This is a genomic window from Stutzerimonas kunmingensis, assembly GCF_032106285.1.
Lineage (GTDB): Bacteria > Pseudomonadota > Gammaproteobacteria > Pseudomonadales > Pseudomonadaceae > Stutzerimonas > Stutzerimonas kunmingensis_B.
In genome coordinates this window covers 205,091-219,172 of sequence record NZ_DAMCPO010000003.1, presented here as the reverse complement: position 1 = coordinate 219,172, position 14,082 = coordinate 205,091, and the positions used below count along the sequence as shown (strand labels likewise).

Annotated in this window: 18 protein-coding genes and 2 tRNA genes; 11 read left to right on the top strand and 9 right to left on the bottom strand. The window is 61.8% G+C overall.

Annotated features, from left to right (window positions below):
- The 4 genes from RT582_RS04280 to RT582_RS04265 all read left to right on the top strand — a co-directional run.
- On the top strand, positions 1-610 hold a 610-nt coding region (locus RT582_RS04280; protein ID WP_313476649.1), incomplete at its 5' end, for an MBL fold metallo-hydrolase.
- A gap of 23 nt (positions 611-633) precedes the next feature.
- Positions 634-2,382, top strand: coding sequence for a bifunctional protein tyrosine phosphatase family protein/NAD(P)/FAD-dependent oxidoreductase (locus RT582_RS04275; RefSeq protein ID WP_313476646.1), 1,749 nt, complete (start codon positions 634-636; stop codon positions 2,380-2,382).
- Complete coding sequence (locus RT582_RS04270; RefSeq protein WP_313476645.1) at positions 2,379-4,157, top strand: SulP family inorganic anion transporter; 1,779 nt, start codon at positions 2,379-2,381, stop codon at positions 4,155-4,157. The genes RT582_RS04275 and RT582_RS04270 overlap by 4 nt, the downstream gene beginning before the upstream one ends.
- Positions 4,154-4,534, top strand: a complete 381-nt coding sequence (locus RT582_RS04265; RefSeq protein WP_014820814.1) for a rhodanese-like domain-containing protein — start codon at positions 4,154-4,156, stop codon at positions 4,532-4,534. Before RT582_RS04270 ends, RT582_RS04265 begins: the two co-directional genes overlap by 4 nt.
- A 73-nt stretch (positions 4,535-4,607) precedes the next feature.
- Here RT582_RS04265 and RT582_RS04260 read toward each other — a convergent pair whose 3' ends face one another.
- From RT582_RS04260 to RT582_RS04245, 4 genes are read right to left on the bottom strand one after another with little or no spacing between them, the layout of a single operon-like run.
- The gene (locus tag RT582_RS04260; protein ID WP_003299529.1) at positions 4,608-4,808 is read right to left on the bottom strand and encodes a YgaP family membrane protein; all 201 of its coding nucleotides are present in this window, start codon (positions 4,806-4,808) and stop codon (positions 4,608-4,610) included.
- 13 nt (positions 4,809-4,821) lie between these two features.
- Positions 4,822-5,241 (bottom strand): YeeE/YedE family protein, encoded by a 420-nt coding sequence (locus tag RT582_RS04255; protein ID WP_014820815.1) that lies wholly within the window; start codon positions 5,239-5,241, stop codon positions 4,822-4,824.
- Positions 5,242-5,243: 2 nt separating this feature from the next.
- Positions 5,244-5,678, bottom strand: coding sequence for a YeeE/YedE family protein (locus RT582_RS04250; protein WP_255849425.1), 435 nt, complete (start codon positions 5,676-5,678; stop codon positions 5,244-5,246).
- Positions 5,675-5,992 (bottom strand): ArsR/SmtB family transcription factor, encoded by a 318-nt coding sequence (locus RT582_RS04245; RefSeq protein WP_003299535.1) that lies wholly within the window; start codon positions 5,990-5,992, stop codon positions 5,675-5,677. Before RT582_RS04245 ends, RT582_RS04250 begins: the two co-directional genes overlap by 4 nt.
- Before the next feature lie 183 nt (positions 5,993-6,175).
- Between RT582_RS04245 and RT582_RS04240 the strand changes: the two genes are divergently transcribed.
- On the top strand, positions 6,176-6,466 hold the full coding sequence (locus RT582_RS04240; RefSeq protein WP_313476641.1) for a metal-sensing transcriptional repressor: 291 nt from the start codon (positions 6,176-6,178) through the stop codon (positions 6,464-6,466).
- A gap of 224 nt (positions 6,467-6,690) precedes the next feature.
- Here the strand turns inward: RT582_RS04240 and RT582_RS04235 are convergent.
- Positions 6,691-6,766: transfer RNA gene (locus RT582_RS04235), tRNA-Gly, on the bottom strand.
- Positions 6,767-6,783: 17 nt separating this feature from the next.
- Positions 6,784-6,859, bottom strand: a tRNA-Glu gene (locus RT582_RS04230).
- 230 nt (positions 6,860-7,089) lie between these two features.
- Between RT582_RS04230 and RT582_RS04225 the strand changes: the two genes are divergently transcribed.
- Positions 7,090-7,845, top strand: a complete 756-nt coding sequence (locus RT582_RS04225; RefSeq protein ID WP_313476657.1) for a hypothetical protein — start codon at positions 7,090-7,092, stop codon at positions 7,843-7,845.
- A 36-nt stretch (positions 7,846-7,881) separates the two neighbouring features.
- A complete protein-coding gene (locus RT582_RS04220) occupies positions 7,882-8,559 on the top strand; it encodes a glutathione S-transferase family protein (protein ID WP_014820819.1) in 678 nt (225 codons plus the stop codon).
- 67 nt (positions 8,560-8,626) lie between these two features.
- On the opposite strand, the gene RT582_RS04215 is transcribed toward RT582_RS04220, so the two are convergent.
- The 3 genes from RT582_RS04215 to msrB form a co-directional block, all read right to left on the bottom strand.
- Positions 8,627-9,517: an ATP-binding protein gene (locus tag RT582_RS04215; protein WP_313476639.1), complete on the bottom strand. Its 891-nt coding sequence runs from the start codon at positions 9,515-9,517 to the stop codon at positions 8,627-8,629.
- An 88-nt stretch (positions 9,518-9,605) separates the two neighbouring features.
- Positions 9,606-10,088, bottom strand: coding sequence for a glutathione peroxidase (locus RT582_RS04210; protein WP_313476637.1), 483 nt, complete (start codon positions 10,086-10,088; stop codon positions 9,606-9,608).
- A 26-nt stretch (positions 10,089-10,114) separates the two neighbouring features.
- Positions 10,115-10,513, bottom strand: a complete 399-nt coding sequence (msrB, locus tag RT582_RS04205) for a peptide-methionine (R)-S-oxide reductase MsrB (protein WP_125896542.1) — start codon at positions 10,511-10,513, stop codon at positions 10,115-10,117.
- A gap of 190 nt (positions 10,514-10,703) precedes the next feature.
- Between msrB and RT582_RS04200 the strand changes: the two genes are divergently transcribed.
- The 4 genes from RT582_RS04200 to RT582_RS04185 all read left to right on the top strand — a co-directional run bounded on the left by RT582_RS04200 (position 10,704) and on the right by RT582_RS04185 (position 14,076).
- Positions 10,704-11,915: a pyridoxal phosphate-dependent aminotransferase gene (locus RT582_RS04200; RefSeq protein ID WP_014820822.1), complete on the top strand. Its 1,212-nt coding sequence runs from the start codon at positions 10,704-10,706 to the stop codon at positions 11,913-11,915.
- A 3-nt stretch (positions 11,916-11,918) separates the two neighbouring features.
- Positions 11,919-12,389 (top strand): hypothetical protein, encoded by a 471-nt coding sequence (locus RT582_RS04195; RefSeq protein WP_003299546.1) that lies wholly within the window; start codon positions 11,919-11,921, stop codon positions 12,387-12,389.
- 88 nt (positions 12,390-12,477) lie between these two features.
- Positions 12,478-13,350, top strand: a complete 873-nt coding sequence (gene htpX / locus RT582_RS04190) for a protease HtpX (protein WP_003299548.1) — start codon at positions 12,478-12,480, stop codon at positions 13,348-13,350.
- A gap of 81 nt (positions 13,351-13,431) precedes the next feature.
- Complete coding sequence (locus tag RT582_RS04185; RefSeq protein ID WP_041014433.1) at positions 13,432-14,076, top strand: DUF2959 domain-containing protein; 645 nt, start codon at positions 13,432-13,434, stop codon at positions 14,074-14,076.
- Positions 14,077-14,082 lie beyond the last annotated feature (6 nt).

Genomic DNA, 14,082 nt, shown 5'->3' with positions numbered 1-14,082 from the left:
ACTAGGTGGTCAGCTAGCGATCGGTGATCGCATCACCGTGGTGCAGGACACCTTCGGCAAGCTGTTCAACGCCGGTACTGGCTTTGCGACCGATGGCCGCCAGTTCGACCATCTGTTCCACGATGGCGATACCTTCCAGGTCGGCAACATCCAGGCGCGCGCCATCCATACCCCGGGACACACCCCGGCCTGCATGACCTATGTCATCGGTGATGCGGCGTTCGTCGGCGACACGCTGTTCATGCCCGATTACGGCACTGCCCGTTGCGATTTCCCGGGCGGCGACGCGCGCACGCTGTACCAGTCGATCCAAAAGCTGTTCGCCCTGCCGGGCGACACACGGGTATTCATGTGCCACGACTACAAGGCGCCCGGCCGTGAAAAGTTCCTCTATGAAACGACCATCGCCGCCGAACGCGAACACAACGTGCACGTGCACGCCGGCATCAGCGAGGACCAGTTCGTCGCCATGCGCACGGCACGGGATGCCACGCTGGGCATGCCGACGCTGATCCTGCCCTCTGTGCAGATCAACATGCGCGGCGGCGAGCTGCCCGAGCCGGAAAGCAACGGCACGCGCTACCTGAAGATCCCCCTGGACGTGCTGTAGCCCCAAGCGTGGAGGACGTCGACATGCAAACAATAAAACGACTGACCCCTTTCATCTCCGTCGCTGCCCAGTTGCAACCGGCGGACATGGCGCTGCTGGCCGGCAGCGGATTTCGCTGCGTCATCAACAACCGCCCAGACAACGAGGGCGAAGGCCAGCCGTCCAGCGAGGCCATGCGCACCGTCGCCGAGGCGTCCGGCCTTGAGTATCACCATCTACCGGTCGTATCCGGGCAGATCACTGATGCCGACGTCGCGGCCTTCCGAGCGCTACTGGCGCGGATCAAGGGGCCAGCACTGGCGTTCTGTCGCACCGGGACACGCTCGGCCTCGCTCTGGGCACTGGCCGAGGCCCATCACCTCGACCCGCAGGTGTTGCTGCAGACAGCCCAGCAAGCCAGTTACGACCTCAGCGGCCTGCTGCCACGCATGCAGGGTTACTGGCAGTCGACAACCGATCTGCCGCTGCCGGGCGCTTCGAAATTCGCCGTCACGCCGCGCTACGACGTCCTGGTGATTGGCGGCGGCGCGGCCGGCGGCGCCGTGACAGCCAGTTTGCTCAAGCGCGACCCCGAACTGCGCGTCGCAATCATCGAACCCCGTGAACAGCACTACTATCAGCCCGGCTGGACGCTGGTAGGCGCCGGCGTGTTCGACCGCGCCGCCACCGAGCGCGCGATGAGTCGCTGCATTCCGTCCAAGGCGCAATGGATCCGCGCGGCTGCCGAAGCCTTCGAGCCGGAGCACCAGCAAGTGGTGCTCGAAGACGGCAGTCGCATCGGCTATCGGGCGCTGGTGGTCTGCCCGGGCCTGAGCCTCGACTGGGACGCCATCGAAGGCGCCCGCGACAGCCTCGGCAAGTTCGGCGTGACCTCGAATTACGCCTTCGAACTGGCGCCCTACACCTGGCAACTGGTGCAGAACCTGCGCGGCGGCAAGGCGCTATTCACCCAGCCACCCATGCCGATCAAGTGCGCCGGAGCACCGCAGAAGGCGATGTACCTGTCCTGCGATCACTGGCGCCAGCAAGGCGTGCTGAAGGATATCGAGGTCGACTTCTGTTCGGCTGGCGCGGTGCTGTTCGGCGTCGCAGACTTCGTGCCCGCGCTGATGCAGTACGTCGAGCGCTACGGCGCGCGGCTGAACTTCAACCACAATCTGGTGGCTGTCGACGGACCGGCGCGCAAGGCCTGGTTCAAGGTGACCGACAGCGCCGGGCAAAGTACCACGGTGGAGCGTGAGTTCGATCTGCTGCACATGGTGCCACCGCAGCACGCACCGGACTTCATTCGCCACAGCGCCCTGGCCAACGCCGACGGCTGGTTCGAGGCCGAGCACGAGACGCTGCGACATCCGCGCTTCGGCAACGTTTTCAGCCTCGGCGATGTGTGTTCCGCGCCCAACGCCAAGACCGCAGCAGCGGTGCGCAAACAAGCACCGGTGGTCGCCGAAAACGTGCTGAGTGTGCTCAAGGGCAGCGGCCCGCGGGCGATCTACGATGGTTACGGCTCCTGCCCGCTGACCGTCGAGCACGGCAAGGTGATCCTCGCCGAGTTCGGCTATGGCGGAAAGCTGCTGCCGACGTTCCCGCTCGACCCGAAAGTGCCGCGCCGCCTGGCCTGGAAGCTGAAGACCCAATGGATGCCGTCGATCTACTTCGAGATGATGCTCAAGGGCCATGAATGGCTGGCCGAGCCGAAGCATCTGGACTTCGAACCGCGCCCGGCCGAGGCACCCGACGCTTGCGACTTCACCCAGGAGAAGAAGGGATGAAGCAGCGCTTGGCCCGCTACATGCCCATATTGGAGTGGGTCAGGCACTATGATCGCGCGGCCGCGGCCAAGGACAGCCTGGCCGCGCTGATCGTAACGCTGATGCTGATCCCGCAGAGCCTCGCCTACGCCATGCTCGCCGGCCTGCCGCCAGTGACCGGCCTGTACGCCAGTATGCTGCCGCTGATCGCCTATACCCTGTTCGGCACCAGTCGCACCCTGGCAGTCGGCCCGGTGGCAGTGGTATCGCTGATGACTGCGGCCGCCTTGGGACCGTTGTTCGCCCCGGGTAGCGCGGAATATGCGGGCGCGGCCATGCTGCTGGCGCTGCTCTCCGGCGCGGTGCTGCTGCTCATGGCCATGCTGCGCCTGGGCTTTCTGGCGAATTTCCTCAGCCATCCGGTGATTTCCGGCTTCATCAGCGCTTCGGGCATCCTCATCGCTCTCGGCCAGCTCAAGCATATCCTCGGCATCTCAACCGGAGGTGAAAACGCCGTGGAGCTGATTTGGGGCCTGCTCGGAGCACTGTCGCAAATGCATCTGCCGACGCTCATCGTCGGCACGACGAGCCTGCTATTTCTCTATCTGGTGCGCAGCCGCCTCTCCACTTGGCTGCAGCGTTTGGGTATGAGTCCGCATATCGCCGGCACGCTGAGCAAGATCGGGCCGGTCGCCGCCTTGCTGCTGGCGATAGCGGCGGTCAGCGTCTTTCAGCTCGCCGATGCCGGCGTGCGGGTAGTCGGTGCGGTGCCTGGCGGCCTACCCAGCATGAGCCTGCCGACGCTGGATATGACGCTAGCACTGCAACTGTTGCCTGCGGCGGTGCTGATCAGCCTGGTCGGCTTCGTCGAGTCGGTTTCCGTGGCGCAGACCCTGGCGGCCAAGCGCCGCGAACGCATCGAGCCTAACCAGGAACTGGTCGCGCTTGGCGGCGCCAATGTCGCCGCAGCACTCAGTGGTGGCTTTCCGGTAACCGGCGGCTTCGCCCGTTCGGTGGTCAACTTCGATGCTGGCGCACAGACGCCGCTGGCTGGTGCGCTGACCGCAGTGGGCATCGGCCTCACCGTGCTGCTGTTCACGCCACTGTTCCGCAATCTGCCACACGCGGTACTGGCCGCGACGATTATTGTCGCTGTGCTCAGCCTGGTGGACCTCACCGCCCTGCGCCGCACCTGGCGCTACTCCCGACAGGACGCCGCGGCCATGGCGGCCACCATGCTCGGTGTGCTGCTGATCGGCGTGGAGAGCGGCATCCTGCTCGGTGTCGGCCTATCGCTGTTGCTGTTTCTCTGGCGCACCAGCCAGCCGCATATTGCAGTGGTCGGCCAGCTGCCGGGTAGCGAGCATTTCCGCAACATCGAGCGCTTCGCCGTAATACAGAGCCCGAGGGTGCTCTCGGTGCGCGTCGACGAGAGCCTGTATTTCCCCAATGCGCGCTTCCTCGAAGACCGCGTCGCCGAGCTGATCGGGCGCTATCCGCAGGCCGAGCACCTGGTGCTGATGTGTCCAGGCGTGAACCTGATCGACGCCAGCGCCCTGGAGAGTCTTGAGGCCATCACGGCCCGCCTGCACACCGCAGGCATCCAGCTCCATCTTTCCGAGGTCAAGGGGCCGGTCATGGACCGATTACGGAACACTGATTTCCTCGCTCATTTGGGCGGTCAGGTTTTCATCAGCCAGTACGAAGCGCTGCTCGCACTGGACCCGGACACCACCCACCATGCCCGTGAACGGCAGCGTGAATGTTTTGGCAACATCAAGGAGAACGCAGGATGAAGAACGCACATGACCTCGTCGAACTGGCCCGGGCCCACGTACAGGAAGTCGCAGTCGCGGATGCCGACGCCGCGATCCAGGCAGCGGACGTGCTGATCGACGTGCGCGAGGCGGATGAGTTTCGTGAGGGCCATATCGCCGGCGCCCTCAACATTCCGCGGGGGCTGCTGGAGTTCAAGCTCAGCGGCACACCGGAACTCGCCGCGCGCGACATGAACATCGTGCTCTATTGCAAGACCAGCGGTCGCGCCGCACTGTCCGCAGCAGCGCTGCAGGACATGGGCTACCTGCATGTCCAGTCGATCGCCGGCGGGTTCGACGCCTGGGTCGGCGCGAACAAGCCCGTTGTGAAGCCGAGCCTGCCCAGTTTCGAATAGCCGGATCGCAGCGCGCAGACAAAAAAAGGCCGACATCGATGTCGGCCTTTTTGCTGTGGAGCTTCGCAGACTCTCAGGACTTGGAATCGCACGCCTTGCAAGTCTTGATACCGAGCAGCGTATACGCTGGGCAGAAACGGAAGATGCCAGTCGCCAGCGGCAACAGACCGATCCAGCCCCAGGCACCGATCACGCCGCCCAGGCTCAGACCGATAAGCACCAAGCCGACAACGATGCGCAGTGCCCGATCAATGGTTCCAACGTTGACTTTCATAAAGACCTCCCGGTCAGCAAGCGCGCCGGCGTTCCAGCGCGGAGAACAACAGCATTCCGCCAAGCATGGCGAGAACGAAAAGCACGACCTGCCAGTGCCCGCCGAGCAGCATGGCGATGGCCGGGCCCGGACAGATGCCAGCGATTCCCCAGCCCACACCGAACAGCAGACTGCCACCGATCAGCCTGCCATCCAGCTCGCGCTTGGTTGGCAGCTGCATCGGCGCATCGAGCAAAGAGCGCTCGTGTTTCCTCGCCCAGGTGAAAGGCACCAGCGCCGTAGCGATGGCACCGACCATCACCAGCGCCAACGAGGGATCCCAGGCGCCCGCCAGATCAAGGAAACCGATGACCTTGGCCGGGTTGGCCATTCCGGAAAGCAGCAGCCCCAGCCCGAATAGCAGACCAGCAGCAAATGAAGTCAACTTGCGCATGCTCAGCCTCCCAACAGATGACGTAGTACATAGACCGTGGCGAAGCCGGCGACCATGAATGCCACGGTCGCCACGATGGAGCGCGGTGACAGTCGCGAGATCCCGCAGACCCCATGCCCACTGGTGCAACCGGAGCCGTAGCGAGTACCGACGCCGACCAACATCCCGGCCACCAGCAATCCGATCCAGCCGGACTGAAACCCCATCGCTGGCAGGGTGGCAAACAGCATCCACAGGAGCGGCGCGAGCAGGATGCCGAGCAGAAACAACAATTTTTCGCTTCGGCCCTCGCCCCCCGTTTCCAACAGGCTGGCAAGCAGCCCGCTGATCCCGGCGATTCGGCCATTGAGCAGGACGAACAAGCTGGCCGCGGCACCGATGAGGACACCACCAGCCAATGCCGCCCAGGGTGTGAAGTTGATCCAGTCGATGGTCATTGCTTGCCCCCTTCGCAGAACAGCTGATAAAGCGTCGTGATCACCGCCAATGCTTCAGCGCTGCTGATCCGGTAGTAGACCTGCTTACCTTCGCGGCGCGTTGCAACAAGCCCCTCCCGGCGCAATACGGCGAGCTGCTGCGACAGCGTCGGCTGCTGAATGCCCAGCAGCTGTTCCAGCTCGGAAACATTGCGCTCGCCCAGCGACAGCTGGCAAAGCAGCAAAAGGCGGTCAGGGTTGGCCAAAGCCTTCAGCAAAGCCCCCGCGGACGCCGCATTGGCGCGCAGTTGCTCGATATCCAGATCGGCAGTCATAGGTCAGCGATCAAACATTTAAGATGATAACAATATATTTTTTTATATATTGCTTGGCAAGCCCTGACCGAAAGAAGTTGGCCGCCAGCGGCGGCGTCGCTAGCATGCCCCTACCCGTATATGAGCCGCGACCCTAATCGAAATCTTCGCAGGCTCTCCATCCAGTCATGTCGAGGTAGCCGCATGAATGACCAGACCCTCCCCGTGGAATCCGCAGAGATGCAGGCCCAGCAGCAGGCCATGCTGAAACGTTTAGCGAGAGTCGAGGGGCAGGTGCGCGGCATCCAGGCAATGATCAAGCGAGGCGAAGATTGCGAAGCCATCGCTCAGCAGTTTTCCGCTGCTCGTAGCGCGCTGGACAAAGCCTACCGACTGATGCTGACCTGCCTGATCGAAGAGGCGCTGCACGACCAGACGCAAGATACAGACGAGACCCTGGAACGGGTGCGCAGCATCTTCACCAAATACACCTGAGGGGACGCCACCACCTTGAGCCTCCTCCGGCAGCCCCGCCGCGCGATGCAGTAGGCTGACCTGAGGTAGCGGCCGGCGCCAGCGCATGGCAGGCCACGCAGGCGCCGGCCATAAACCTCAGCAGGCGCTGAGATATGAAAGGGATGCGATTGAAACGAAAAAAGCGACCCTGAGGTCGCTTTTTTCTTTCTTCGATCACCTTGAAAAGGCCGCCGAAGAGAATTTGGAGCGGGAAACGAGACTCGAACTCGCGACCCCGACCTTGGCAAGGTCGTGCTCTACCAACTGAGCTATTCCCGCATTATCTACATCAAAAATGGCGTCCCCTAGGGGACTCGAACCCCTGTTACCGCCGTGAAAGGGCGGTGTCCTAGGCCACTAGACGAAGGGGACGTTGCCCGGAAACCACAAGCTTCATTCCGGCCTGCAGCGCTCTGTTTGGTGCTTCACGCTGCAAGTGGCGCGCATTCTATGGAGGCCCTCGGGAGTCGTCAAGCATAGTTTTTAAAAAAAATTTGAAGGGCATACGTGGGCAGCACGTAGAGCTATCGGCCACATCATCAAGCCACTACACTCAAGCAAAAAACCAGCGGCTCGAGAGGTGCAGTCAAGTGTCTCCATTAATGATCACTGGGTTGATCCTGGCCGGTGTGTTCCTGCTGGTCGGCATCGTCTACACCATTCAGATCGTCGAAAAAGACAATCTGGAAAAGGCCCGCAAACGGGCTGACCTCACTGACCGCTGCCGCCGCTGCGCGGAACTGTCCGACGGACTCCCGGGACAGATGATGACACCCGCACTGAAGCTATTGCTGACCCGCCTCGAACTTGCGCTGAGCGAACGCTTGCGACCGCTGGACAAGGGCAATGACAAACTGAGCGCGCGAATGCAGACGCTGCAGGCCGAGCTGGCCAAGGGCGAAGCGATCGAGGTGCGCAATGCTCCGCGGCAGATCGTGACGGAAGCACAAGCCAAGGAAAGCCGCTTCATGCTCGAGGATCTCCACGCCCAGATCGTTCGCGCCACCAAGGACGGCCTGATCGATCAGGCCGAAGCCAAACGCTGGGTGCAAGACATCCAACGCATGCTGGCTATCCTGCACATCGAATTCTTCACCGGCTTGGGCAAACTTGCGCTGCAACAGAACCAGCCGCAACGCGCACGCCTGGCCTTCGAACGAGGCATTCAGCATATTCGCCGCCAGCCTGCACCGGCGCCTTATCAGAGCCAGCTCAAACAGCTGGAAGCCCTCCTCGCACATGCCGATGCTCTGGTGTTGAAGAACGAGGTGCCCAAGACAGACGAGCCCAACGAGCTCGCCGAAGGCATGAAGGCGTTCGATGACGAAGATCTCTGGAAGAAAAACAACGTCTATTGATAGCTCATCAGCCCTGATCTGCTACGGAGAAATCCCATGACCTTGACCGTGTATGGCGTTCCCCTCTCACCGTTCGTGCGCAAGGTGCGCCTGTGCCTCAGGCAAAAGGGGCTCGAGTATCAGCTAGAGACGGTCATGCCCTTCACGCCTCCGCAATGGTACCTGGCCATCAATCCACTGGGACGTATCCCGGCGCTCAAGGACGGCGACTGCACCCTCGCCGACTCCAGCGTGATCTGCCAGTACCTCGAGGAGGCCTATCCCGATACGCCTGCCCTTTACGCTAGCAACGCGCAGGAACGCGGGCGGGTCCGCTGGCTGGAAAAGTACGCAGACTACGAGTTGGCACCTCTGACCACCTTTACCGTTTTCCGCAACCGCATCCTTAAGCCGACCGCCGGTCAAGCCTGCAATGAAGAGGCAGTGCAGGCCGCGCTGCAGCAGAAATTGCCTCCGCACTTCGATTACCTAGAGCAGCAACTCGGCCAGCAGGAATTCTTTGTCGGCAACCAACTGTCGATGGCAGACATCGCTGTCGCCTGCCAACTGATCAACATGGCGCACGGTGGCGAACAGCTCGACGCGCAGCGCTGGCCCGACCTCGCAGCACATCATGCACGCATGCTGGCATTGCCATCGGTCGCGGGCATCCTGCCGGACGAGCAGCGCATGAACGCCAAGCTCAAGGAAATGGGCAAGGCCGCTACCGCCTGAGTTCCGATCACGCCTGCTGTGAGGTCAGGCAGCAGGCCGCCCTGACGGGTTATCTCAGCAGATACGTTCAGCCTCGCGCTTCGAGCAGACGCTTACCCACCCACTGCCGAGCGTACTGGTAGGCGCAGCGACCGTTGCGGTTGCCGCGCCCGGTCGCCCAACGAATCGCATCCTTCTCCAGGGCTTCGCTCCACTCCCAATCGAGGCTGGCCCGCCGCGCCAACGAATCGATCCAGTGGCGTACCACACTGAGGTAGTGCTGCTGGGTGAAGGGGTAGAACGACAGCCACAAACCGAAGCGGTCGGACAACGCGATCTTGTCTTCCACCGCTTCGTTCGGGTGCAGTTCGCCGTCGACCATCTGCCAGTTCTCGTTGTCACTCTGACGCTCCGGGACCAGGTGCCGGCGATTGGACGTGGCGTACAACAGCACGTTCTCCGGCGCGCGCTCCAGCGAGCCATCCAGCACACTCTTGAGCACGCGATAGTCGCCCTCTCCCGCCTCGAACGACAGGTCGTCACAGAACAGGACGAATGCCTGTTGTAACCCGGCCAACAGTTCGACAACGCGTGGCAGGTCCGCCAGATGGTCACGCTCGATTTCGATCAGACGCAGCCCATCCGCGGCGTATTCGGCCAGCAACGCGCGAATCAACGACGACTTGCCGGTGCCACGGGCGCCCCACAACAGCACGTGGTTGGCCGGCAATCCATCGACGAACTGGCGCGTGTTGGCGGACAGCAGATCGCGCTGGCGATCAATGCCGATCAGATCAGCCAGACTCAGATCCAGACTGACTTCCAGCGGTGCCAGAAAGCCGCTGCGAGCATCACGCTGCCAGCGCGCCGCAAAGGTACGATCCCAATCGATGACCGGTGGCTGGGCAGGTAGCAGCGGCTCGATACGCGCCAGCAGTCCCTCGGCACGCTGCAGGAAGGCTTTCAACTCGACATCCATGATGACTCCAGAGACGAAAAGGCCCGGCTGGACCGGACCCGACAACAGGCAATCAGGCAGGCGAAACGCAACCTCACTTAAGCAGCAGTCAAAGCAATGTCTCGATTTCCGTGGCCATTGCCTCCGGCGTGGTGCGAGAGGAAAAACGCCTCACCGCCCTACCCTGGTCAGAGATGAGAAACTTGGTGAAATTCCACTTGATCGCCTTGCTACCCAGCAGCCCAGGTGCGCGCTTTTTCAATTCAATGAAGAGCGGATGAGCATCCCCACCGTTCACCTCGACTTTGGCAAACAGGGGAAAGGAAACGCCGAAGCGGCGTTCGCAGAATGCTGCGATTTCCTGCTCGCCGTCTGGCTCCTGCTTGCCGAACTGGTTACAGGGAAATCCGAGCACGATCAATCCGCGCTCGCCGTAACGCTGCCACAACGCTTCCAACCCCTTGTATTGCGGGGTAAAACCACACTGGCTGGCCGTATTGGCCACCAGCAGCACCTTGGCATCGAAATCCGCGAGCCTCTTCTGCTCGCCCTCGATGGTGACGCAGGGAATGTCCAGCAATGGGTCGTGCATGCGAGGCTCCTTGCAACCGACGATGCTCAGGCTTCGCGCGGTTTCAGTTTGAGAGAGGCGGAATTGATGCAGTAGCGCAACCCGGTCGGCTGCGGGCCATCGGGAAAAACATGACCGAGGTGTGCATCGCAGCGTGCGCACCTGACCTCGATCCGGTGCATACCGTGACTGAAATCATCCAGGCTGGCGATAGCGGTATCACTGACCGGCTGGAAATAGCTGGGCCAGCCACAGCCGGAATCGAACTTAGCATCCGCATCGAACAGTGGCGTGTCGCAGCAGGCGCAATGGTAGATGCCAGGTGTCTTCGTGTCGTTGTACTTACCCGTGAAGGGACGCTCGGTGGCGCCCAGTCGGCAGATCTGGAACTGCTCATCGGAGAGCTCCTCGCGCCAGACGTCGAGCGGTTTTTCCAGCTTGTCCATCGATACACTCCTCAGCTCAAAAAAGGCCGATCTGTACCTTTTCCGGTGGTCGGGGCGCACGTATCATGCGTCCCTCTTCGACGCCTAGTCTGGCAGCGGGGTTTCCGACTGCCAAGGCGCCCGGGTTCATGCCAAGCGCGGCCAGCCATTTCCGGAACTGGCGCGTTTTCACTTCGGGACACTCAGGATCATGCAGGTCAGCAAATCGAACAAGCTTGCCAATGTCTGTTACGACATCCGCGGGCCCGTGCTCAAGCACGCCAAACGCCTGGAAGAGGAAGGCCATCGCATCCTCAAGCTGAATATCGGCAACCCGGCGCCGTTCGGTTTCGAAGCACCGGAGGAAATCCTCCAGGACGTGATCCGCAACCTGCCGACGGCCCAGGGCTACAGCGACTCCAAAGGCCTGTTCAGCGCCCGCAAGGCGATCATGCAGTACTACCAGCAGAAGCAGGTTGAAGGCGTCGGCATCGAAGACATCTACCTCGGCAACGGTGTGTCCGAGCTGATCGTCATGTCCATGCAGGCATTGCTGAACAATGGCGATGAAGTGCTGATCCCTGCCCCGGATTACCCGCTGTGGACCGCTGCGGTGAGCCTGGCCGGCGGCAAGCCGGTGCACTACCTTTGCGACGAGCAGGCCAACTGGTGGCCGGACCTGGCCGATATCAAGGCCAAGATCACGTCTAACACCAAGGCATTGGTGCTGATCAACCCGAACAACCCCACCGGCGCGGTCTACCCCAAGGAAGTGCTCGAAGGCATGGTCGAGCTGGCGCGCCAGCACAAGCTCGTTCTGTTCTCCGACGAAATCTACGACAAGATTCTCTACGACGACGCCGTACACATTTCCACCGCCTCGCTGGCGCCGGACGTGCTCTGCCTGACCTTCAACGGGCTGTCCAAATCCTACCGGGTTGCCGGCTTCCGTTCGGGCTGGGTGGCGATTTCCGGGCCGAAGCACAGGGCGCAGAGCTACATCGAAGGCCTGGATATCCTCGCCAACATGCGCCTGTGCGCCAACGTACCGTCGCAGCATGCGATTCAGACTGCACTGGGCGGCTACCAGAGCATCAATGACCTGGTATTACCGCCGGGCCGCCTGCTCGAGCAGCGTAACCGTACCTGGGAGTTGCTCAACGACATCCCGGGCATCAGCTGCGTCAAACCCATGGGCGCGCTGTATGCGTTCCCGCGCATTGACCCCAAGATCTGCCCGATCCACAACGACGAGAAGTTCGTGCTTGATCTGCTGCTTTCCGAGAAGCTGCTGATCGTTCAAGGCACTGCATTCAACTGGCCATGGCCGGATCATTTTCGCGTGGTCACCCTGCCCCGCGTCGACGATCTGGAGCAGGCCATTGGCCGCATCGGCAACTTCCTCAAGACCTACCACCAGTAAGCGATGGACCTGCAGATCGACGATTTCTACAAGGACGCGGCGGGCGGCCTGCTGATGCTCTATCAGGCCTTCCCACGCAAGGTCTCGCTGTATGTAGAAGATCTGATCGGCCGGGAAGAGCCGGATGAGTTCGGCCTTCCCTCCAAACGCCACCAGAGCTGCCTGGGCGCCCTGCTCTGGCTCGCCGAGGAGGGCTATCTGCGTTACGAGAGCACCATTCATTTCCAGGCGCTGGACCAGGCGGTGCTCACCGAAAAAGGCTTCGTGCGCCTGTCACGAGCGGTGCCTGGACAGATCGCCGACGACCTCAGCCTCCCTCCCAGCGTGCTGCGCATTCAGGCCAGCCTCGCCCATCAGCTTCGCGAGGCATTGAAGCGCGCGAACAGCGAGCGCATCGCTCAGCTAGCCCGATTGATGTTCGAAAGCCAGTCCGGCGCGCCACTGCATCCCAGCCTCCATGGGCAAGCGACATAGCTTGAAATAGTCGCCCGGTTGAATAGCTCAAGGGCGCACCTTATATAGCCTATCGTTCTTCAATTCCTACCCTGGAGTCTGCCGCAACATGATGCGCATTTTCTTGTTCCTGGCCACCAACCTTGCGGTACTGGTCATCGCCAGCATCACCCTGAAGCTGCTCGGGGTCGATCGCTATACCGGCCAGAACTACGGCAGCCTGCTGGTCTTCTGTGCGGTTTTCGGCTTCGCGGGCTCGCTCATTTCGCTTTTCATATCCAAATGGATGGCGAAGATGAGTACGCGTACGGAGATCATCAGCCAGCCGCGCACCCGTCACGAGCAGTGGCTGCTGCAGACAGTCGAGCAACTGTCGCGCGACGCCGGCATCAAGATGCCCGAGGTCGGCATTTTCCCGGCCTACGAGGCCAACGCCTTTGCCACCGGCTGGAACCGCAACGACGCACTGGTGGCGGTCAGCCAGGGGCTGCTCGAGCGCTTCTCGCCGGATGAGGTGAAAGCGGTGCTTGCCCACGAGATCGGCCACGTGGCCAACGGCGACATGGTGACCCTGGCGCTGATCCAGGGTGTGGTAAACACCTTCGTCATGTTCTTCGCACGTATCTTCGGCAACTTCGTCGATAAGGCGATCCTGAAAAACGAGGACGGCCACGGCATCGGCTACTTCGTCGCGACGATCTTTGCCGAACTGGTACTGGGCCTGCTCGCCAGCATTATCGTCATGTGGTTCTCGCGCAAACGCGAGTACCGTGCCGACGAGGCCGGTGCCCAACTGGCCGGCACCAGCGCCATGATTGGCGCCCTGCAGCGCCTGCGTGCCGAACAGGGCATGCCGGTTCACATGCCCGACACGCTCAAGGCATTTGGCATCAACGGTTCGCTGAAGCATGGCCTCGCCGGGCTGTTCATGACCCACCCGCCGCTGGAAGACCGCATCGAAGCGCTGCGCCAGCGCGGCTAATTGCACTGAACGCAACAGGGGCGACGCAAGTCGCCCTTTTCTTTTGTCTATGCAGACTCAACCCGCATACAAGGAATCGCCATGCGTCGTTTCATATTCGCCTGCTTCGCGCTGCTCGCGCTCGGCGGCTGTCAGAGTGCCTACTATTCAGCGATGGAGAAGGCCGGTATCCATAAGCGCGATATCCTGGTCGATCGTGTGGAGGAGTCGCGTGACGCGCAGCAGGAAGCCAAACAGCAGTTCAAGGATGCTTTGGAGCGCTATCGCAGCGTCGTCGAGGTCAAGGGCGGCGATCTGGAGAAGCGTTACGACGCACTCAACGAAGAGTACGAAGCCAGCGTAGCGAGTGCGCGTGACGTCCGCGCCCGCATCGAAGCGGTCGAAGACGTGGCCGACGCGCTGTTCAGGGAATGGGAAAGCGAACTCAAGCAATACAGCAACGCCAGCCTGAAAGCCGCCAGCGCCAAAGAACTCAACCGCACCCGCGCCGAATACCGAACGCTGATCCAGCGGATGAAAGCGGCGGAGAAACGCATCGACCCGGTGCTCAGCGTTCTGCGCGATCAGGTGCTGTTTCTCAAGCACAACCTCAATGCTCGCGCGATAAGCGCCTTGCACGGGGAATACCGCACGCTGCAGGGCAACGTCGACCAGCTGATGGCTGACATGCAGCGCGCCATCGACGAAGCCGACACGTTCATCCGCCGCTTACAGGCCGACGGCTGATCGCTG